This window comes from Pedobacter sp. W3I1 (genome assembly GCF_030816015.1).
In the GTDB taxonomy this organism is placed as follows: Bacteria; Bacteroidota; Bacteroidia; order Sphingobacteriales; family Sphingobacteriaceae; genus Pedobacter.
Genome location: NZ_JAUSXN010000001.1, coordinates 2,933,032 through 2,955,836, shown reverse-complemented (window position 1 = coordinate 2,955,836; position 22,805 = coordinate 2,933,032). Strand labels below are relative to the sequence as shown.

The following is a 22,805-nucleotide window of genomic DNA, read 5'->3' as shown; positions in this document are numbered from 1 at the left end:
ACGACCTGATCGACTCCGGACTCATGACTTCGGACTTAAGACGCGCTCACCATCCGGGGTTTTGAATCAGCACTGCACTCTTGTTAATTTCTGATTGTGGAATGGGGAAATAATACATTTGAGGGTTAGTAAACCTCCTGGTTTCAAAAGAAAAGCGGGCTCCGGTAACGGTTGATCCGCTACGCGTCCAACGCATGCCATTGGCCGGACCGTTTATTAAAGTTTCTGCCAGTTTCCATCTTTTGATATCAAAGAATCTAGTCGCTTCTTCATAGGTTAATTCTACCCTTCTCTCATTGCGGATTACTTCTCTCATTTGCTCTTTGGTTAACTGCAATGGCAATTGAAATGGCACTAAACCTGCTCTTTCCCTGATTTGCTCAATGGCCTGATACACTTCTGTGCCAGGCCCACTAAATTCGTTAAGTGCTTCTGCGTAATTCAGTAATATTTCGGCATATCTGATCGCCACCAAACCTATATTATTGGATATACCAAAATTGCCTCCAGCACCTTCATGACAAAATTTGCGGTATAAATATCCCGTTTTAGTAGAACCCGAGGTGCCTAAGCCATCGCCCGGGGCATTGGCGTACAAATTAACTACCGTTTTGGTGTTTGTGGTATTGTTTAACCACAAGCTGCCATCATATAATATAGAATAGTAAAAGCGGGGGTCCCTGTCTTTGTACATATTTGCTTCTACGTAACCTGAGCCCGCTTCTTTAATGTTCTTACCATTTTTCATCGGATAGGTATCGACCAGTTCCTGAGTTGGATAAGAGTAAGCCTGCCCTCCGCGGGAAACCGGAAGCAGAAAACCTTCGTACCACCTGTTTGTCGATTTCATGACCTGAAAAATATGTTCGGGGGTATTTCTGGTAATCATCATCTGATAATATCCATAACCAGGGGCGGTTGTATTATCTTTTACCAAATTGTATATGCCCATATCCATTACCGCCTTTGCTGCATCAGCGGCCAGTTTCCATCTGTTGTTATCTAAATTATCGTAACCTGCCAGATTTTTATTGGCGCCAGTACCGGGGTTTTGCCCGTTAAAAAGAGGACTGGCAGCCAGAAGTAAAACTTTTGATTTTAAGCCCAATGCAGCACCTTTTGTGGGCCGTCCGAAATCTTCAATTTGTGTGGTTACAGGCAAAGCTGCACAGGCATCTAATTCGCTAACCACATAATTTACCGTTTCGGCAAATGTAGATCTGGCTAAACCAAAATCGTCGGTTATGGCGTACACTTTATCGCCAATAATTGGCACACCACTGTAATTACGCAGTAAATGCCAGTAATAATAGGCCCTTAAAAACCTGGCTTCTAATTTTAAACTTGCTCTTCTGGTGGCCGAGATTGGAGATCTGTCTACGTTTGCCAAAAAAACATTTACCCGCCTGATATTATTGTAACAATTGTTCCAGTGGTTCTTAAACCGGCTAAAATCGGCCTGACTTTGAAATGTTGCCGAATTAAAGGCTGGTGCTATTTGTGCGGTGGCACCGCTCCATACGATATCCGAATCATCTGATGCATCACTGTACGACCACAAACCACCGCCCGTTAAGCCATTGTCGAGGTAGTATGTTCCGGCCAAACCGGTATAAATACCTGTTAAAAACCTGAATGTTAACAAACTATCTGCAAATACAGTAGCTTCATTAAGCTGCCCTACATCTGTTTTATCCAAAAAACTATTACTATCAGTTTTTTTGCAGGCAACAGCGCTTATCGCTAATAAACTAACTAATGTTAAAGTTTTTATATAATTTATATTTTTCATCTGTTTATATATTAGAATGTTACCTGTAAGCCAAGGTTTACAATTTTTTGTTGGGGATACGATGAATAGGCCTCTACCGTACCTGTAGAATTTAGAGACTCAGGGTCTACATCGTAAATTTTCAGGCTAAACCAGGTAATCAGGTTTGCGGCATTGGCATAAATACGGGCATTTGATAATCCGATTTTACTGACCAGTTTGTTTCTGAAGTTATAGCCTAGTTCTACATTTTTGAGTCGGATATAATCTGTTGGGCGTAACCAAAAGGTAGACTGGTCAAAGTTGGCCCCACCTAAGCGTGGTAATTCTGCAGTTTCCTTCGTTTCTGGTGTCCACCTTTTTAGGTGTATTTCGGAAGGTGTACCATTAGTAGTTCCGATCTGAAACATAGTGGAAGCACTTAAACTTCCTTTTGCGGCACCCTGAAAAAGGACTGAAACATCGAAGCCCTTGTAACTTGTACCTAATGAAAAGCCGTAGTTGATCTGGGGAATATTGGGGTTGCCAATCGGACCAATATCACCCTGATCGATCTTTCCGTCGTTATTGATATCGGCATACTTCAAATCGCCGGGTTTAACTGCCCGGCCAACAGATGTTGGACTATTGGCGATATCGGCCTCATCGTTATAGAAACCGATGTTGGTATATCCATAAATCTGTCCAATAGGCCGGCCTGTGCGCATCAGCAAGGGATTACCCTGATTATAGGGCTCATCGCGGTAAACTATTTTATTTTTATAGATGGAAATATTTCCTTTAACGAAATAGGAGAAGTTTTCTGATAGTTTATTCTGATATGACAGATCGAGCTCAAAACCTTTATTATTTACAATACCTAAATTTACAGGAGGTAACGAGATACCTGAGAAATTAGGCACGGTTTCCCTAACCGTTAAAATATCATACCTTTTATGGTTAAAATAATCGAAGGTTATCCCAAGTTTACTGTTCAGCAATTTAATGTCTGTACCAATATCGAACTTACGCTCCTGCTCCCATCTTACATCTTCATTCGCGAGCGCACCCGGAGTAATGCCATACTGTAAGCTGTTATTATCGCCAAACCAGTAAGAGTTTGCCGCCGTTGCCGGGGCATTATAAATTTCTTCATAGATATAACGGTAAGTATTCGGAAAATCATCAGAACCAACGGTACCCAACGAGCCCCTGAATTTCATATAGTTGATAAAAGGAAGTGCTTTTTTAAAGAAGGGCTCTTCACTAATGTTCCAGCCCGCACTTACTGCCGGAAATAAACCATTCCGTTTACTTGCTTTAAACCTATCGGTACCATTATATGCGCCGTTCAACTCGAATATGTACTTCGATTTGTAATTGTATCCAAGCCTGGCGGAATATCCTCTGAAATTCGCAGGAATATTCGCACCAGAAATATCCGTTAACTGGTTATACACGATGAGACCATATAAATTGTGGTTTCCGAGCTGGCGGTTATAATCTAAAATACCTTGTGCATTGATCTTGCGAAGGGGATAGTTCGATGTATTGGCATCAAATGTAGTAGTCGCCGTAAGCGGTTCTAACCTACTTAGCTCCGGAAAAACAGGGTCTAAAACATCCGATCCCGGCAGGTAGGCATAAGTAGGAAAACGCCCTCTGGTTAATGATCGGTTAAACTCTACATTATTGGTATAGGCTAAAATTGCCCTTACGGCAAGTCCCTTGGTCACAAAATCTAAATTTTGATTGGCCTTTAGGTTTAAGTTCAGGTTATTACTGTAATTTCTGTTGTAACCCGCATATTGCAAAATCCCAACCGGATTTAACGTTGCTGATTTTCTGCCCCCGTAACTCCCGTCTTCGTTTTTAACAGGGTAATTCCACGGGTTTAAAAGTCCGCTGCTTAATCTTCTCCAAATAGATACCGCGCCACCTGCCAGTACATCAGGCAGGTTTGGCTGGTTAATTTCATTAAACCTGGCCGAAAGATCCAGCTTTAAGGTTAAGGTTTTAGTTACGTTCAAATCAACGTTCGACCTGATATTGTATCTTTTTAAATAATAGTTACTGTTAAAATTTTCATCCTTTTGTATATTTTTTAAAATACCGTCCTGACTGACGTTGCCAAGTGCTACGAAATACTTTAAATTTTGGGTCCCGCCAGTAATGTCGATATTGTTGCTTTGTTGCAGCGCTGTTTTTCGCATTACCTCATTGTACCATTGTACACTTGGGTAGCGATATGGATCGTCGTTCAATTTAAAGTGGTTTAGCGCTTCCTCGGTAATCAATCCCGGAAAAGTCAGGTTGGGGTCTCTACCCTCATTTACCTCCATCTCTTTCAATAAGATTAAGGCATTATAAGAATCCAGTGGTTTTCTTCTTACGGTTGGCATTTGCAAGCCAAAATCGCTTCTGAATGTAATTTTTGGGGCAGAAATTGTGCCTCTTCGGGTGGTAATGGCAATTACACCATTTGCCCCCTTTATTCCATATATAGCCGTTGAAGAAGCATCCTTCAAAATGGAAACCGTTTCGATTTCATTAGAATTAAGCTGACTTAACTGCTCGTAAGGATACTCTACGTCATCTACAATTACCAATGGCCTGTTAGAGGCACCTGTATAGGTACTCACCCCGCGAATGTAAATATTAGCGGCATCTGCACCTGGCTGACCACTGGTTTGCTGCTGGAACAAACCGGGCAGCCTTCCTGCCAGTGCATTTTGAAAGCTTGCAGCAGGGCTCTGTCTTAATTCTTTACCCGATACCGTACTGGTTGCACCGGCATTGGTGATCTTCTTTTGTGGGGTAAAGCCCACTACAACTACTTCATTTAAATTTGAATTATCTTCTTTTAAAACAATATTTAAAGGTTGGCTGGTAATGGTTACTACTTTTGTGATATAACCAACAGAACTTATGATCAGTTTAGTACTGTTTGCACCAACTTTAATGCTAAAAGCGCCACTGGTATTGGTGATCACAATGTTTTTTGGGTTTTCTTGTTCTGTAACTGTTGTCGCAATCAGCGTTGTGCCCTTATCGTCTGCCACAACACCCCGTACAACTTTGGTTTGGGCGTAAACTAAATTAGTGATCAGCACAAGCAATATTATATTCAGTATTTTTTTCATCTGTATATAGTTTCTTTTTTATTGGCATGATTTCCATTTCACTCTCGTGATTTGAAACCTGTATGATTCTTATTTATATTAATGCCCTTACTAGTTAGACCATCCTGGGTTTTGAACCATTTTATTATTGGCTAATATTTCGGCCTGTGGTATGGGATACCAATACATTTTAGCATCGAAAACAGCATTTGCAGCATTGAAATAAGTATAAGAGAAGGCTGTTCCGTTTTTGATAATCTGAACCCCTCTAACTGGTTTGTTCAATTCAATTTCGGCCAGCTTCCACCTTCTCAGATCCCAGGTTCTGTGCTCTTCAAAAGCCAGTTCTATACGGCGTTCATTCTGAATTATTTTGCGCAATTCATCTTTGCTAAGTGTAAGTGATAAACCGTAAAGATTATTGGAACCAGGAAGAATTCCTGCTCTTTTCCTGATTAAAACCAAATTGTTAACGATATCGGCAACTGCTCCACCCGATTCGTTTAGCGCTTCGGCATGGTTTAATAAAATTTCAGCATACCTTAATAAGATGACGTGATGGGCCTGATTGGTGTAGGTAGTAGAAGTTTCAAATTTCCCCATAAATTTTCTCAGATAATACCCGGTTCTGGTCTGTGTTCTGTTCCCTCCAGGTTTATCCTGGCCGCCCTCAAATGTTTCAACAGGCCTTCCCAGCCAATTTTTGCCATTGTGCATAACTGTAGCTGTTAACCTGGGGTCTCTGTTTAAGTATGGGTTATTCGGATCATAAGTTGATCCCGGATCGGAAATCGCTTTTCCATCAAGCATTAAAAATGCATCAACCAGGTTTTGCGATGGGCTGGTTAAACCAACACCCTGTAAATATCCAATCGGACCGTTGTTGATTTCGATATTTGTATTTAAAGCATTCTGTTTAATAAAAATAAACTCGGTGTTTTTGGTGGCATTGAAATTGGCAATCCAATCGGTTGCTAAGGTATAGCCCAATGCTTTCACTTCGGCTGCTGCCTGCGCAGCAAGCGTCCATTTCTGGGCATTATTTGTCGGATTACTTAAAGGGCTGGCAGCATATAACAGCACTCTCGATTTTAGCGCCATTGCAGCTCCGATATTCGCCCTGCCCCAATCTCCATCACTAATGGCATAAGGCAGTAATGAGCTTTTTATGGCATCCAACTCAGCTACGATATAAGTATAACATTCGTCGAGCGTATTTCTAGGAACATTTATATCATCACTGATGGTAAATACTTTATCACCAATTAAAGGCACACCACCCCAGCGCTTAACCAGTTCGAAGTAAAAATAGGCACGCAAAAATCTTGCTTCAGCTTTAAACTGAGTTTTTAAAACTGCAGTTGTAGGCACTATGTCTACTTTGCTTAAAAAAAGATTGGCTCTTCTGATCCCCATGTAATTCTTGCTCCAAACATCATCAGGAAGGGTTGCAGATGATATTCTACCTGTACGGTAAAATTCTGCCTGGGTTCCTGTTCTTGATGGAACTGCATCGTCTGTTCCGGCATCTAAAAAGCTGCCATCTATCCTGTTGTACCAATCTGGCAACAACAAATAGGTTCCGTTTAAAAATTGTTTTGCATAATCAGCATTCTTATCAAGGGGATCAAAAATTAAGTCGCCGGTGATGCGGTCTAAAGGTTCTGCCTCAAATTTTTTCGAACAGCCAAATGCAAATAACAGGCAGATTATAGCGAAGTATTTAATATAATTATTCATAATCGAGATTTAAAACTGAAGGTTAACACCAAAATTGAATATCCGCTGATTGGGTACATTTCCAATCAACACTTCCGGGTCTACCCCATCTAAGGTTGTAGCGGTTAACAGGTTAAGACCATTGGCAAATACCCTGACATTGGTAAAACCGATTAATTTAATCAGGTTACCAGGTAAGCTATAACCTATTTCTACATTCCTTAATCTTAAATAGCTGCCGTTTTTTACCCAGAAAGAAGAAACCTGACTGTTATTTGGGTTATTCCCAACACTTAAACGTGGATATTCTGCCTGCGAAGCGGTAGCAGGTGTCCACCTTAACAAGCTGCTTTCTAAGGCTTGCCCATATCCGCCGGCTGCACCAGTTGGTGCAAAATTGATAAAGTTGAAATACACATTTCTGTTTGCTGTACCATTTAAGGTGAATGAAAAATCTAAACCTTTATAATTTATTCCTCCGGTTACACCGTAAAAGAAAACAGGCTTGGTACTGCCAATTGCAGTCATATCATAAGTATTGATGATACCGTCGTTATTTAAATCTTTATACTTTAGGTCGCCTGGAACTGGGAGGTAGCCGTCAACTTTTGGTCCGTTGTTAATTTCGGCAGTGTTGTTATAAAAACCATCTGCTACATAACCAAAATTTTGTCCTACAGGCTGTCCGGTTCTGTATTCGTAAGCATTTTTCCTAAAAGGTTCATCGTTAAAAATCACTTTGCTTGCACTCCACGAGCCGTTTGCAGAAATAAAATACTTAAAGCTGTTGATTTGATTTTGATATCCAATTCCCAGCTCAACGCCCGAATACTGGTTTTTACCAATATTCTCAGGTGGTAAAACAGCTCCAATTACTGCACTTGCATTTGTTCTTCTGGTTTGCAATAGATCATAATAACTGTTCTTATAATAATCGGCCGTAAACCATATTTTATCCTTTAAAATTGAAGCATCTAAGCCGATATTAAATTTCTTTGCTTTCTCCCAGGTAATATTTGGGTTAGCCAGCGGTCCTTCATCCTTTGTATTTGAAGTGGTTAGCGGATTTCTGCTGTAAAATGTATCGCCGCCATCAAAGTTTTGCAGGTATTGGAAATAACCGGCGGCAGCATTTGTAGCTGTTAAACCATAAGAAGCCCTCAGTTTTAACGAATTAATCGTGTTTTTTAAATTGGCAAAAAAACTTTCGTTCGCAATGTTCCAGCCCAAACCAACTGAAGGAAAGAAGCCCCACTGGTCTCCGGCCTTGTAACGGTCGTACCCCATGTAAGAAGTGGCCAATTCCAATAAATACTTATTATCGTAATCGTAATTAAACCTTCCCCCAAGCGATTGGTTAACCTGCGATAAAGCGCCACCCAAAACGTAACTATCTCTGATCAATAACAACTGGGCTTTAAAAGTATTTTTATCTATTGTTTTATCATAACCCAAATCGAAACGTGAAAAGATTTGTTGATTTAAATCAGTGGGCGATGAACTATTCGATTGTGTACCATCACCAGCTATTGTTTTATAGCTGGTTTGGTTTGTAGCAGGGTTTACTACTGGAGAATACACAGCAAAAGATTTACTTCTGTTAATGTTCTCGTTATAGTAGGAATTGAAAGATATTGCGCCACTAACATACAAACCAGGCAAAAAGGTATCGAGCTTTTGCATTAACGATACATCTGCCCCTAAATTTCTATTTACCGATGGCCTGTATCCCGATTTTATGGACATACCATACAGGTTATTTTGAAACTCTGTGTTTCCACCCAGCGAGCCATTTTCGTTAAATTTCGGATAGGCATTATTAGGGGTAGTTAACAATGCACTATAAATACTGGCTACTGTAGATCCGGGTTGATTGCTGTTTCTTATTCTTCCAAACAAGCTTAAACTGAGTGTTGTACTCTTTGTTAAATCAACATCTATGTTACTTCTGAAAGAAAACCGCTTGAAACTATTGTTGGTTTCATAAGTATTGATGGACGGATTGGTAACTAAAAAACCATTCTGGCTTAGATAGTCGAGGTCTACAAAATACCTTACCTTGTTACTTCCGCCTCTTAAATTGAGGTTTTGTCTGCTTACAGGTGCCGTAGCCTTTAAAATTTCATCGGTCCAGTTTACATTCGGGTGCGTAAACGGATTCGTACCATTTTTATACTTATCTAAATCGGCTGTTGTATAAATGGGTTGCCGTCCGTCATTTGCCAAAGCCTCATTAAATAAGGTAGCATAATTAAATGCATCCAAAAATTTAGGCCGTTCAATTTGCTGCTGAATACCATATTGACTGGTAAAGGTAATTTGCTTAGGCATATTTGCACCGCGTTTGGTCGTAATCAGTATCATACCGTCAGCGGCTTTCATGCCATATAGTGCAGTGCCCAGTGCATCTTTAATTACGGAGATGCTTTCTATTTGTTCGGGATCAATACTTAGGTACGAGCGTGGCACACCATCAATTACGACCAATGGTGTTCTTCCTCTTAACGATATAGTAGGTTCGTCAGAACCTAACTGGAAATTATTTTGAACCACATACAAACCTGGCAGTTTCCCGTACAGCATTAAGCCAACCTGTGGCGTAGGAAAACTCTTCAGTTCTTCTCCACTTATAGTAGCCGAAGATTGAATTCTTTTTACATTTTTCTGCGTTCCAAATAAAACCGGGACATCATGATCTGGCAAAGTTACCGCCATAGAATTCCTGAGTCTGGTTCTCAAAGAATCTCTCCATTTCGATAATGAATCGTTGGGGATTTGTCTGCTATTTTTTTTTGCAGACAGCGGTATCTGAAATTTCTTACTTTTTAAAGAATTGCTAAGGCTTGGGAATGCTAAAACATCAACACTGTTTGCCAGAAATAACAGCACTCCAAACAGCGTTATCCGTTTAATAATCGAAGTATAAGTTCCGTTCATTTAAAATAATTTATTTTGTTTATAAGTTCAATTGTGCAGGAGCGACTACTTAAAACACTGATTACAAGCTTATTCATCCAGCATTCGCTCAGATAGGATGATAGATTTGCATGCCTCATTACTTGTAAGCAGTAACTTGCATTGTTTATTAGAATATTGGACTGGATTTATGACTTAAGCATAAGCATCATCAGTTTAATTCGATTGCTGCAAATCGAAAACGGGAAAGGCGGATATATGCTACACGGCATAGTTCTCCATTGGTTATAGTTACATTTCATTGTTTGGGTTATTTTGTTGGTTGGTTGATTTGATGTAGTCAAACTAAAGTTGTGGATAGACTGTAATTAATTTTTGTGGTTAGTTTTCTTCATCTCATCTGGTTTGGTCAGTTTATTTAATCAGTAGTTCCTGCACCTGGTTATTGTGGAGTAATCACCTTAATTTGATTAATTCAAAACTGGCGTATTATCGCCTGAAAAAAGTCGAAAATTGTAAATGAAAAGGTAGAAAAACAGCAATCCTTTAATATTTTAATCAATTCGCCCTATATTTAATCGAAATACATCAACTGATTATATCCTTATAAAAAATCTAACCCGAATGATAATGCTGCGTTTAAGCGCGATATGGTTTTTCCTGATGCTTTTTATATGCACTTCCCTATATGCACAAAAGCCGATTGTTTTTAATCACCTTACGATGGAGAATGGTTTGTCACAAAATTCGGTGATGGCCATTACACAGGATAAAAATCAGTTTATTTGGATGGGTACCCGGCATGGACTGAACCGTTACGATGGATACCGTTTTATAGTGTACAGCAACAGCTCCGATAACCACAACAGCATTTCGGATAATGGGGTTACGACTTTGTTAAGCGACAGCAAGGGACGTTTATGGGTAGGTACCGAAAATGGATTAAATCTATACAATGAAAAAAGCGATCGTTTTATCAGGATCAACAAAAAGACGTCTGCAAAATCTTTTAGTCGCGATTCGGTAGAGTGTGTGTATGAAGACCCGCAAAAAAATATCTGGATTGGAACCAATAACGGATTAGACTTATTAATCGATGCCGAGAAGCAGATCTTTAAAAAGTTTCTTTTTGATCAATCCAACTATAAATCGGGGCTTAATTATGTTTTCTCGGTTTTTAAAGACGACAAACAGAACCTTTGGGCGGGCACCTTTAACGGTTTGGTGCGCATTTACCAGGTAAAAGGCAAATACCATTTCGAAATCTTCAGGCACAAAGCCAATGATGCAAATAGCATCAGCTCCAATGCCGTAAAAAGCATCGTGATCGATAAACAAAAAAGACTTTGGTTAGGTACCTACAATGGTTTAAACCTATTCGATTACAAACATAAAACGTTTACCCGTTATCAAACCAGTTCTACAGATCCAAATGCTTTGGTAAATAACGACATCAGGAAACTTACCTGCGATAAAGCAGGCAACATCTGGATCGGTACACAGGAAGGATTGAGTATCCTCGATCCCAACACTCGTAAATTCAGCAATTACCGTTACGATCCTGAGCAAAACAATGGATTAAGCCAAAACTCCATTCATAGCATTTTTCAGGATTTAAGTGGCTCCATGTATGTGGGCACCTATTATAAAGGTGTTAATGTGATTTATCCTTCCACTACGCCATTTACCGTGTACCGCAATTCGAAAAAACAACAAAGCTTAAGCAGCAATATTGTAAGCGCTATGTCCGAAGATCAATACCATAACCTTTGGATCGGCACCGAAGGTGGTGGCTTAAATTATGTAAACAGACGCAACAATACCTTCACCTACTATAAATCAGAACCAAACAGCAGCAACGGGCTCAACTCCAACCTAATTAAAACCTTGTGCCTTGATAAAACAGGTCAGCTATTAGTGGGTACACACCGCGGGGGGTTATACCTATTTAATCCCTCAGGTCGTAATTTTAAGAAAATAATCAATGTTAAAGATGTAAAAAATACGCCCGGTGATGCTGAAGTGATCGCGATAACGGAAGATAGCAACGGAATGGTTTGGGTGGGCTCCAGAGATGGATTATCTACCTTAAAAAAAACAAATGGACAGTATGCTTCTACAACAATTAAAAGTCCGTTAGAACAAAACCTGAGGAACAAGTATATCCAGGTTATATTTGAAGATAAGGCTAAAAATTTATGGATTGGAACGAAGGCCGGATTATATACTTACCACCCATCCACTAAAAGAATTATAGCCAATCAGAAAAAAAACAGTGCAGGCAGTTTAAATTCCGATCATATTAATTGCATTGTTCAAATACGGAACGGAAATATTTGCGTTGGAACTTCTTTTGGAGGTTTGAGCATTTTCGATAATAAAAGCAGAAAATTTAAGAATTATAACGAAAAGAATGGCCTGCCCAATGGTAATGTATTGGGAATAATTGAGGATGACGAAAATAATCTGTGGATCAGTACAGATAAGGGATTATCCAAAATGGTTACCAAAACGGGAAAGTTTATTAATTATACCAAAAGCGACGGACTAGCGGGCAACGATTTTAATATCCGATCATTTTTAAAAGATAGTAAAGGCGGGTTGTTCTTTGGCGGATACGATGGATTGACTGCGTTTTATCCAAAACAGATCGACATCAACAAAAATGTTGCCCCCATCACCTTTACCGGACTTAAACTGTTCAATCAGCCCATAGAGGTAAACGGTGCCGATGGGATATTAAAGGAGGCTATCCAAAACACGCAGCAAATCACCTTTAAACATGATGAAAACAATTTCAGCATCGATTTTGCGCTGTTAAACTATATTAAACCGGAGAAAAACAGTTATAGTTATATCCTTAAAGGCCATAGTAAAGCCTGGACAAAAACCGATATACCGAGTGTAAGCTACGCAGATCTTCCTTCGGGCAATTATACCTTTATGGTTACGGGCAATAATAACGATGGAAATCCAAGTGGTAAAGCAGCTTCATTAAAAATTACCGTACTCCCGCCCTTTTGGGCAACCTGGTGGGCCTACCTGATTTATCTGGCCTTTTTTTCGGGCTTGCTATTCCTCATTGTGCGTTATCTTTTTGTGCGTGCGCTGCTTAAACGTACAGAAGACATTCAGAAGATGAAACTGAATTTCTTTACCTACGTGGCCCACGAAATCAGGACACCACTTACCTTGATTCTTGGCCCGTTAGAAAATCTTTCCAAACAATATCAAAACGATACCGAACTAAATCGACAGATAATTCCGATAAAAAATAATGCCAACAGGCTAATGCGCCTTATTACCGAATTAATGGATTTTAGGAAAGCTGAAACCGGGCACCTTACCCTGCATGTTACTGAAGATAATATTGTCGATTTTATTAATGAAATTTTCATTTCCTTCACTCATCTTGCCCAAACCAATGAAATACAGTACGAGTTTGTACACGAGCAGGAAAACATCAGTCTGTTTTTTGATAAACGGCAACTCGAAAAGGTATTGTTCAACCTCTTATCAAATGCATTTAAATTCTGCGATAAAGGTGGAAAAATTACTGTTTCTGTAATGGAAATGGATGATGAAGTAGCCATTTGCATTTCTGATAACGGACTGGGGATACCTGCAGAAAGTTTAAAAAATCTTTTTAGCGATTATTTTCAGGTAGATGAACAACACTCCAATCAAATCGGTTCGGGAATAGGTTTGGCACTTTCTAAAGCAATTGTAGAGGAACATGGTGGACATATTTCCGTAGAAAGTACACCTGCTGAAAATGGCGAACGTGGTCTCACCAATTTCACGGTAAGGCTAAAGAAAGGAAAATCACATTTTAAAACCGCGCTTTTTGATGGCGTAAAAGATTATCCAAGCCATCCCGATATCTACACCCAACAGGCCAAAAAAGAGCTAACGATTTCAAAACCTGAAAAAGAAGCTCCTATTTCTACCGAGACTATATTGGTGGTGGAAGACAATAGTGAAATCAGACTGTTAATTACATCGCTAATTGACGGGCACTACCAGGTAGCGGAAAGTGAAAACGGATTACTAGGCTGGGAAACTGCTGTAGAAACATTGCCCGATCTGATTATCTGCGATATCATGATGCCGATAATGGATGGCATTGAGCTTTGCCGCAGACTTAAGGAAGATGAACGTACCAGCCACATCCCGGTTATTATCCTTACTGCCCGCTCCTCTCATATCCACCAGGTTAGTGGTTTAGAAACTGGTGCCGATGCCTATATTACCAAACCTTTCAGTCCTGAATTGCTTTTGCTGAATGTACGTAATTTACTGATGTCGAGGCAGGTCATGCGTCAAAAATTCTTGAAACACATCCATTTACAGCCGAAAGAACTCACCATTAATGCCATTGATGAAGCTTTCATGCTAAAACTTTTAAAATACATTGATGAACATATTACTGATGAAGATTTTGGGGTATCTGAGTTGGCTTCGATGGTAGGTATGAGCAGGCCTGTTTTGTATAAAAAAATCAGAAACCTAACTAACCTCTCCGTAAATGATTTCGTTAAATCGATCCGTTTAAAAAAAGCGATGGAACTGTTTAAGCAAAATAGATTTACCATTTATGAAGTGGCTTATCAGGTTGGTTTTAACGATCCAAAATATTTTAGCAGGGAGTTTAAAAAACAGTTTGGAAAAAGTCCGCGTGCGTTTATGAACGGTGGAATTGAGTCCTGAGTCTTCAGTCCAAAGTCCTTAGTCTACTCGGTCTGTCACTCTGAGCGGAGTCGAAGGATCTATATCGTGGATTAAAATTTAAAGATTCTTCATTGCATTCAGAATGACAAATTGATGGATCTTTAGGAAATAAAATTTAAAAATTGTTTGCTGGGCCACCAAACATGGAATGGGTCCAAAGTCCTTAGTCTCCTCAGTCTGTCACCCTGAGGGGAGTCGAAGGGCCTATGAGGCCAAATTCTAATTGAAATAATTGAGCATATCAAACCCAACGTCTCAACTCAACGCGTCATCCTGAATTTATTTCAGGATCTTAATACCAAAAACATTTGTCCTTCGACAGGCTCAGGATGACAATGTTTTTTGTTTTTTCCTTAATTTAATGGCATTACAATTCATAACAGCATTACAGCTGCATAAGGCAAAAGCGTCGAAAACAAAAATGGAGAAACCTTTAAAAGATTTCTCCTCCGAAGGAGTTCCTTTGGAACACTACGGTCGAAATGACGCCATTAATCTATTTTGCCTCTTCTAATTTTAGCACTACACTGGTTCTGGTGGCATTAACATTAGGATTAAAACCCACTTTCATCAGAAAATCGCCGGTATACGTTTTAGTATCATCTACCGATGATTTTGTACCTGGAAAAAGGTTAATCTCTTTAATCTGGTATTTCTTTGTTGCATCTAAACCATTCAATTTAATCGGGTATTTACTGCTTTCGCCATAACGGTAGTTGACCAGATAATTAAATATAACGCCTTCAGTTTTTTGGGCATTTAGATATAACATCGACGCTATGCTGCCGGTACGCGGATTTGCCAAACGGTATTGTTCGCCTTGCCAGATGGTCTGTTTCACATCATTATAGTTTTTAATGGCCTCCTGACAAAACTGAAGTTCCTTTTCGGGTAGTTTGCTTACCACAATATCAAAACCCAATTTGCCCATCATGGCTACATCGGTGCGGAATTTTATGGACTGTTTCCCCCAATCGGTTACATGGTTGGAGCTGGTGATGGCCGGATAAAAATAAGAGTATTCCCATTGCATAAATATGCGTTCTAAGGGATCGGTATTATCACTTGGCCAAAACTCTGTAAAATACTGTAAGGCAGCGTAATCTACCCTACCACCGCCACCAGAGCATAACATCATCGGTACTGTTGGATATTTTGCACGAATCCTTTGCAGTACACTATACAATCCTCTTACATAATCGATATAAAAATGAGATTGATTTTTTAGGTGCGCGGAGTATGCATTGTAAATTACCGCATTACAATCCCACTTAATGTAAGCAAGTTTAGGATTTTTAGTAAACAGACCATCTACCACACCGAAAACAAAATCCTGTACTTTTGGGTTACTCAGATCCAGTTCCAATTGGTTTCTAAAATAATATTCAGGTCGGTTTGGTTGTTTTACCACCCAATCAGGATGTTTTTCATAAAGTTCGCTTTTAGGGTTAACCATTTCAGGTTCTATCCATATTCCGAATCTCGTTCCTACATTATCCGCCTCTTTTACCAAAGAAGCTATTCCGTTTGGCAATTTTTGCTTGTTCTCCTGCCAATCGCCAAGCCCTGCATGGTCATCGTTACGCGGATATTTATTTCCGAACCAACCATCATCAAGCAAAAAGAAATCGACCCCCAGTTTTTTGGTATCTTTTAATAAATCAGCCAATTTCTGCTCATTAAAATCAAAATAAGTAGCTTCCCAGTTATTCAAAAGGGTTAACCTGCTCCCCTTGCCATCTAATATTTTATAGTTACGCGCCCAATCTTGCAATTTCCTACTGGCATCGCCTTTTCCCTGATCAGAAAAAGTATATAAAAATGCAGGGGTTGTAAAAACTTCGCCTGCTTTTAAGCTATAGGGTGATGCATAATTATTCATTCCGGCAATAATACGGAGGTTATCCTGGTAATCCAGTTCAAGATCGATCTTAAAATTACCACTCCATTCCATGGCTCCATACAAAACATTACCTTCATTTTCTTCAGCAGGTTTATCTAACGAAATCATAAAAACAGAAGGTTGAAACAAATTTGCCCTCGTACCCAATTTGCTATCCAAAGTTTTAATACCATGGGTAATTTCACTTTGTTCGGGTTGCATTTCCTTAGCCCAATCGCCATGATATTGATTTAACCAAAAACGCAGTGCTTTTAAGTGCAGATTAGCCGAGGCATATTTGTGCAGCACCACTGTCCCCTTTTCGTTATGTTTAATCTCCGTCCATTGTTCTATTACATCCTGTTTATAAAAAGATTTATAGAACAGGGTTACCTCAAAATTATAAACAGGATCTTTTAATCTGATTTTAAGCAAACTCACGTTATCATCAATAGCCGTAACCGTATGATCAAGATATTTCAGATCGAGCGAGTTATTGCCATCGGCATGGGTAACGCTAATAGCTGGTTCGACCAGGTTTCTTGATCCAGAAGGCGTATATGCCGAATTTAGCTGCCCTGTATAATCTTCTGTCTGTTTATATTGCGCTGTAATTTGAGCGTATTCTTGCTTATTGGCTAATTTCTTTCCAAAAAATATAGTATTTATATCTTTTTTTGCATCGGTTTGTAATACCAAAGCATGGTGTGCGGTTTCGATGGGGATGATGCTTTGGGCCTTAATATTTCCAACGGCAAAAAGTGAAACGGCCAGGGCCAATGCCCCATGCCTGATGTAACCTGCAATTTGATCTGGTTTGTTCATTTGTGTTTTCAATGTTAATCGGGTAATGTTTATAGGTAGTATTGATTTATTTCTTGAGCGTTATTTTAATAATAGTGGCATCTTTTCCAGCTAAATTTAAAACCTGGTTGTTTTTAAAATTTTCCATTTCATGGGTAAGTAAATTTTGGAAGCTGTATACTTCATCTTTATTTAAACCGATCCTCGAAAAATCTATCGCAAAAGATTTTATTTCTTCACTATAGTTAAATACAGCTAAATATTTTACGTTTCCAACCTGTTTTACAAATAGCTGCGATGCAAGTTTAGCCCTATTTCCTTCTATCGGAACAAACGCTTTCCCATCTTTTATCACCTTAAGGATTTCGGTATTGTTCAGTAGCCGCTGAGCGGTGCTGCTCCATTTACCATGACGGGAAAAATCATCACCATTAATGCAGGTACCTGTAACTATAGCTGATAGAAACCTGGCCGTATTTTCCTGGTCAGATTGATCAGAGAATACCACATGGTCTGCATCTATATAATCGTAAAGATAAGTTTGCCACCAGCCGTTGCTTAGTCCATTTAAGGTGTACTCTGTATCTTTTATGGATTTAAAGGCATCGCAGGCAATTCTGCGTACATGTACATATCTACCAGATGCCAAACTTGGCGATATGGCAGCGTAAACCAACATTTTATGATCCAACTGTTTTAATAAAAATTCCATGCCTGCTTTATAAGCCTGCATACCTGTGGTAATTTTTGGATCATAAAAATGATTAGATTCTATTGCAGCATGACCTAAAAAGTCGATTTTAATCATTTCAAAACCGCATTCCTTAAACTTTTTAATCACAGCAGCTATACGCTGTTGTGTGCCTGGATGTGTTGGATCGAGCGCCCTTGCACCATCAATATCGTGGTAGCCTGAGCCAATCTTCGTCCACATCTCGCCAAAAGTATAATTGCTGCCTTCTGCCTTGCGGTTAGCCCCTCCGGCAAATCCCCAGTCTACAAAGGGTGCCCAGTAAATTCCAGGCTTTAATCCTTTCGATTTTGCATAATCGGCAAAAGCTTTTAACTTAGAATAGTCGCCGGTTAAGCCCCCTTTTAGCAGGTTATCCCAGTAAGAATCGAGATCGATATAAGCTACACCGTTACTTCTGAAGGTTTTTAGACTATCAGCAAAAAAATCGACCACCTGATTGGCTTTTTCGAGCGTTATTTTCTCCTGCATTACACCCCAACTGTTCCAGCCCACTGGAGTTCCGGCGGTCCATTTGAAAATAATAGGCGGTTCTGCTATCCGGTTGGCTCGTGCATAGGTTTCCATACCCGAACGCCAATCGGCAAAAGCGCCAAAAAATACTTTAGCAGAACTGATCGTATTTCCTTTTAAATAGCCATGTTCAAGTTTATCGCGGGTAATGCTTTCTTTGGTATAACCACAAATTGCCTGTATCCCTATTTTTTTCTCGCCATCCATGTCAGTAATGATGCCGGTTTTCCAGTTACTGTGCTCTATCGATCCGATTACAAAACCATTTCTGGATTGATTGTGGTATAAAGCCGTAACCTCTGCACTCGGATTGCTTGTATTTGCCTTTAGTGGAACAGTGTTGTAAGAAATAAAAGTATCGTTATCAAATGGCACAAATAAACTGGTCGGCACGTCTGAAACCTCCTGATCGATTAAATTTCCGCTTAAAGGCACCATATGGTTAATGGATAAATCAACGCCTTGTAAAGTAAGGCTGATCATAAAATAGTCCTTACCCGCGTAAGTATAAAAAACCTGTTGCATAGTTGGTAACCCAAGCTGCTTTAAAAAGAAAACATGTTTAAAACCATTCCCAAAGCCATCTTTAATGGCAGTTTTGGTGTAAGTGATCTGCCGGTAATCTTTGGAGCTAAATGTCTTTTTCTGGAAAACAGCCTGCGAAAAACCATTCAACAACAATTGAGTAGCTTCATTTAACACGCCAAAAGTACCCGTTTTAAGGTTATAGTCTATTTTGCCTGCTTTGCCATAATTGATTATAATGGCTGATGCTGACTGTTGAGAAAATAGCACGATCAGTAAAATCGAGAATAATTTATGCCTGAATAAAAACTTAAAAAACATGTATTTACTTAATTTTAGTCGACATTATTTCGGTTAATTTTCCATTCATTTTTAGCTTTACCTTTTGTGGTATGGCCGAAGCAACTCTGTAATTTGTAATTTTGCCATCTTTCCAATTCATGTCAACGGTAAAGTTACCCCTTGCTTTTAATCCTTTAATTTCGCCAAAAGCTTTCCAGGCATCAGGAATGGCAGGTAACAGTTCGATAAAACCGTCATGGCTTTGGATCAGCATTTCTGCAATAGCTGCCGATGCGCCAAAATTACCATCAATCTGAAATGGTGGTCCGGCCGATAACATATTTGGATAAACACCTCCACCGGCTCCATAATTAATATCAGTCCTCAATGTAGGTTTTAAAATCTCTCTAAACAATTTAAAAGCCCTGTTTCCATCCTGTAGCCTTGCCCAAAATAACTGTTTATAAGCAATTGACCAACTGGGTCCATCATCTCCCCTCACTTCAAGCGTTTTTTTTGCCGCCTCCGCAAGTGCCGGAGTAGATGTTGGGGTAATTAATCCGGCAGGATAAACCCCATATAAGTGTGAAATGTGGCGGTGCTGTGGATCGGTTTCTTTATAATCTTCCAACCATTCCTGTATACGTCCATCTTTACTGATTATCCCCACCGGAGGAATAGACTTTAATTTCTCCTGTAGTGAAGCACTAAAAGCCGCATCAGTTTTAAGGAGTTTAGCAGCAGTAATTACATGGCTAAAAAGTTCTCTCACAATTTGGTTATCGATTGTTGGTCCCATCGAAATACTGGCCGTTTTTCCGTTTGGAAGATAAAAAGTATTCTCTGGCGATACCGATGGCGAAGTAACCAACCAACCCGTTTTTGAATCTTTAATTAACGCACTTTGATAAAATGCCGCTGATCCTTTTAAGATAGGGTAAATGCTTTTCAGGTATTTTAAATCACGACTGTAGGCAAAATGATCCCATAGATTGCTGCACAACCAGCCCGAACCTGCATTTGATGCACCCCATGAGGCACTTTCGCCCGGTTCGGTAAAACCCCAAACATTTGTAATGACGTGTGCAATCCATCCATCGGCATTATAATATGCTTTCGCCGTTTTTGCACCAGGTCCGGTTAAATTCCTTACCAATTCAGCCAGTGGAAGATTTAACTCCGAAAGGTTCGCAGTCTCAATAGCCCAATGGTTCATCTGTACGTTTACATCTAAATGGTAATCGCCATTCCATGGGGTATTAATCTGGTTTGCCCACAATCCCTGAAGATTTGGTGGCAATAACCCAACCCTTGTACTGCTGATGCTTAAATAGCGACCGAACTGGAAAAACAAAGCGCTTAATGAAACATCATTTTTGTAATCTTTATAGAAACGATCTAACCTTGCATCTGTTGGCAATTTGGCTGATTCGCCTTCTCCTAAATTGATTTTTAACCTGTTAAAGAGTTTACCAAAATTGGAGCTATGATTTGCAAGTTGCAAACTATAGGCTTTCTTTTTAGCCGCTTGTAAAGTCTGTTTTACCCTCGCTTCAAAATCAGCATGTTTAAAATCGGTTTCTGCTGCAACGTAAATAATAAGTTCAGTTGCGTTTTTCACTTTAAGGATGTTTCCTTCGCTTGTTACCGTGCCGTCTTTAAGTTCGGTACTCACCCGGCTTAGGTATTTCATTCCTTTACCATCAGTGCCGTTATCCAGTTGACCAAACATCAGCAGTTCATTACCTTCGCTGGCTAATGTTGCTTTTTCTGGCCTGCTGATGGAAATATTACAGTTGAGTTTATTAGGTTGATCGGCTGTGAGGCGGATGATATTTACATCATCATCAAAACTGCAGAAATACTCTCTTTTGTATTTTACTCCGTTGAGTGTAAATTCTACGACAGCAACGGCTTTATCTAAAGATAAGGATCTTTTATAGGCCTGTGGGCGTATATCTTTTACTCCATGATAATCAAAGTCTAACTGCAGCTTTCCAAGCGTTTGATATTTGCCCCAGGTTGCACCTCCAGATCCTTGCCCTTTACAAACAAAATCGCGGTTAACCAATTCCTGTGCTTCATCGTTTTTACCTTCCAATATAAGCTGCCTGATTTTGGGCAAACTTTTATATGCTCCGTAATTGTTGGCATCTTGTTTCCCACCACTCCATAAAGTGATATCGTTTAGTACAATATTCTCCCTTGTAATGCCCCCATCTGGTGTCATGCCCAATTTGCCATTACCTAAAGGAAGGGTTTCCTCCCAAATTTTAGCAGGTTTATCGTACCACAACACCAAAGGTTTCTGCTGGGCAGGCGCAGTTTTACTAAAAAAGAAAGAAAATAGAACAAGAGTAATTAAGTGCTTAATATACATGGTTTCATTTGTGTGTTGTTGTGCTATATGAATTGAATTCGATTATTATAGGATCGTCATCTCGACTGGAACGTAGTGGAATGGAGAGATCTATCTTGCTAGATTTCTCGGCTGCGCTGCACTCCGCTCGAAATGACGATCGCGTGCGGCTTCTCATCTTTATATTAATCAAATTCAATTATATAAAAACATTACTGTTTATTCCAGAATCTGATTTCGCTCATATTGCTATAATTACCATCGCCGGTGGTTACATGTTTAATCCGGATACGGATATAACGAATTGGTTTTCCTGCGTTATCCAGTTCTGCAGTTATTGCGTTTTTGCCGTCATCCGTCCTGGTAACATCTTTTAAAAGTGTCCATCCTTTACTTGTTGCTTCAGCTGGCCAGCCATTATTACTTGCCGATAAAGTAGTTGTGGCATTGGTTAAATCGGCTGTTCCCCAAACTTCAAAACGATCAGGATTATTGCAACAATCTCTTCCGGTTTCTTCCATACGCGATAAATTGGTATACACTTTACCTAAATCGAATGTAATTACATGTGGCATACCGCTGTTACCTGCACTGTGAAAAATATTTGGATAGCCCTGTGGTCCTACGCTTCCATCCCAAAGTTTACTGATGCTGGTACCCGATTCGTAGGTTGGTGCATCACCTGGCAAATGCACTTCGCTAAAAAGTGAGCGATCGCAAAGTACATAAGTAAAAATTTTGGGGAAGGTGGAAAAATCGCTTACCGAAAATACATCCAGCGAGCCTTTTCCTGGGATATAAGAAGATTTATAGCTAATATCGGTTCCTGCTTTATAATCTGTAAGGGTGATGGCGGTATCTGCTGGCAGAAGCGTTTTATCTACACTGGTACCTGCTGTATTGGTGTATCTCACAACCGTATTTACATTGATGGTATCAGGCGTTTTAAAATTCAGCTGAACAGAACCATTGCTGTTTATCACATATGGAGTAGTGGCATTATAAGGCCTGTTCAATAAACCAGATTGATATAATGGACCAAAAACCCGCACATTTCTAGCCTCTATCGGGATAGATTTATGCCCCTGCGCATCGTAAGAATAGATGGTAAAAGTGTAGGTATACTCACTCAGATTCGGAATAACCACTTTTATCGTATCTGTGGGGTTATGACTGCTGGCCGTAACGACAACCGAATCAGCGTTGTTGTTCCAATAAACCACATATTTACTTACACTTGGATCCGGGCTTGGATTCCACCATAAAGCAGTTCTTAAATTACCAGGTTTGGTTACAATATTGGCCACACGGCCAGGATAAATAATTTCTCCATCTTTTAAAAAATCTTTAAAAGCAAGATCATCTTTGGTACAGCTAAGTATTACTGTAACCAACAGCAGTAGCAAACCGCTAATTTTATATATACTTTTCATGTTCGAAAATTTATCTTC

Annotated in this window: 9 protein-coding genes; 1 reads left to right on the top strand and 8 read right to left on the bottom strand. The window is 39.6% G+C overall.

From position 1 onward, the window contains the following. Positions 1-46: 46 nt before the first annotated feature. From QF042_RS12235 to QF042_RS12220, 4 genes are all read right to left on the bottom strand, one after another. Positions 47-1,792 carry a RagB/SusD family nutrient uptake outer membrane protein gene (locus tag QF042_RS12235; protein ID WP_307528690.1) on the bottom strand — a complete coding sequence of 582 codons (1,746 nt, stop codon included), beginning with the start codon at positions 1,790-1,792 and terminating at the stop codon, positions 47-49. An 11-nt stretch (positions 1,793-1,803) separates the two neighbouring features. Continuing rightward, positions 1,804-4,893 (bottom strand): TonB-dependent receptor, encoded by a 3,090-nt coding sequence (locus QF042_RS12230; protein ID WP_307528688.1) that lies wholly within the window; start codon positions 4,891-4,893, stop codon positions 1,804-1,806. Positions 4,894-4,983: 90 nt separating this feature from the next. Continuing rightward, positions 4,984-6,612: a RagB/SusD family nutrient uptake outer membrane protein gene (locus QF042_RS12225; RefSeq protein ID WP_307528686.1), complete on the bottom strand. Its 1,629-nt coding sequence runs from the start codon at positions 6,610-6,612 to the stop codon at positions 4,984-4,986. A 9-nt stretch (positions 6,613-6,621) separates the two neighbouring features. After that, complete coding sequence (locus QF042_RS12220) at positions 6,622-9,528, bottom strand: SusC/RagA family TonB-linked outer membrane protein (protein ID WP_307528684.1); 2,907 nt, start codon at positions 9,526-9,528, stop codon at positions 6,622-6,624. 609 nt (positions 9,529-10,137) lie between these two features. On the opposite strand from QF042_RS12220, the gene QF042_RS12215 reads away from it, so the two are divergent. After that, positions 10,138-14,217, top strand: a complete 4,080-nt coding sequence (locus tag QF042_RS12215) for a hybrid sensor histidine kinase/response regulator transcription factor (RefSeq protein WP_307528681.1) — start codon at positions 10,138-10,140, stop codon at positions 14,215-14,217. A gap of 517 nt (positions 14,218-14,734) precedes the next feature. Here QF042_RS12215 and QF042_RS12210 read toward each other — a convergent pair. The 4 genes from QF042_RS12210 to QF042_RS12195 form a co-directional block, all read right to left on the bottom strand. Then, positions 14,735-16,945 (bottom strand): alpha-galactosidase, encoded by a 2,211-nt coding sequence (locus QF042_RS12210; protein ID WP_307528680.1) that lies wholly within the window; start codon positions 16,943-16,945, stop codon positions 14,735-14,737. Positions 16,946-16,991: 46 nt separating this feature from the next. Beyond that, complete coding sequence (locus QF042_RS12205) at positions 16,992-19,034, bottom strand: alpha-galactosidase (RefSeq protein ID WP_307528679.1); 2,043 nt, start codon at positions 19,032-19,034, stop codon at positions 16,992-16,994. A gap of 4 nt (positions 19,035-19,038) precedes the next feature. Next, the gene (locus QF042_RS12200; protein WP_307528677.1) at positions 19,039-21,375 is read right to left on the bottom strand and encodes a glycoside hydrolase family 95 protein; all 2,337 of its coding nucleotides are present in this window, start codon (positions 21,373-21,375) and stop codon (positions 19,039-19,041) included. Positions 21,376-21,566: 191 nt separating this feature from the next. Next, entirely contained in the window at positions 21,567-22,787 is a 1,221-nt protein-coding gene (locus QF042_RS12195) for a DUF4998 domain-containing protein (RefSeq protein WP_307528674.1), read from the bottom strand. Positions 22,788-22,805 lie beyond the last annotated feature (18 nt).

Excerpts from the sequence above, each read along its gene's own strand:
- QF042_RS12235 (WP_307528690.1), bottom strand. The coding sequence starts at position 1,792 with ATGAAAAATATAAATTATATAAAAACTTTAACATTAGTTAGTTTATTA.
- QF042_RS12230 (WP_307528688.1), bottom strand. The coding sequence starts at position 4,893 with ATGAAAAAAATACTGAATATAATATTGCTTGTGCTGATCACTAATTTA.
- QF042_RS12225 (WP_307528686.1), bottom strand. The coding sequence starts at position 6,612 with ATGAATAATTATATTAAATACTTCGCTATAATCTGCCTGTTATTTGCA.
- QF042_RS12220 (WP_307528684.1), bottom strand. The coding sequence starts at position 9,528 with ATGAACGGAACTTATACTTCGATTATTAAACGGATAACGCTGTTTGGA.
- QF042_RS12215 (WP_307528681.1), top strand. The coding sequence starts at position 10,138 with ATGCTGCGTTTAAGCGCGATATGGTTTTTCCTGATGCTTTTTATATGC.
- QF042_RS12210 (WP_307528680.1), bottom strand. The coding sequence starts at position 16,945 with ATGAACAAACCAGATCAAATTGCAGGTTACATCAGGCATGGGGCATTG.
- QF042_RS12205 (WP_307528679.1), bottom strand. The coding sequence starts at position 19,034 with ATGTTTTTTAAGTTTTTATTCAGGCATAAATTATTCTCGATTTTACTG.
- QF042_RS12200 (WP_307528677.1), bottom strand. The coding sequence starts at position 21,375 with ATGTATATTAAGCACTTAATTACTCTTGTTCTATTTTCTTTCTTTTTT.
- QF042_RS12195 (WP_307528674.1), bottom strand. The coding sequence starts at position 22,787 with ATGAAAAGTATATATAAAATTAGCGGTTTGCTACTGCTGTTGGTTACA.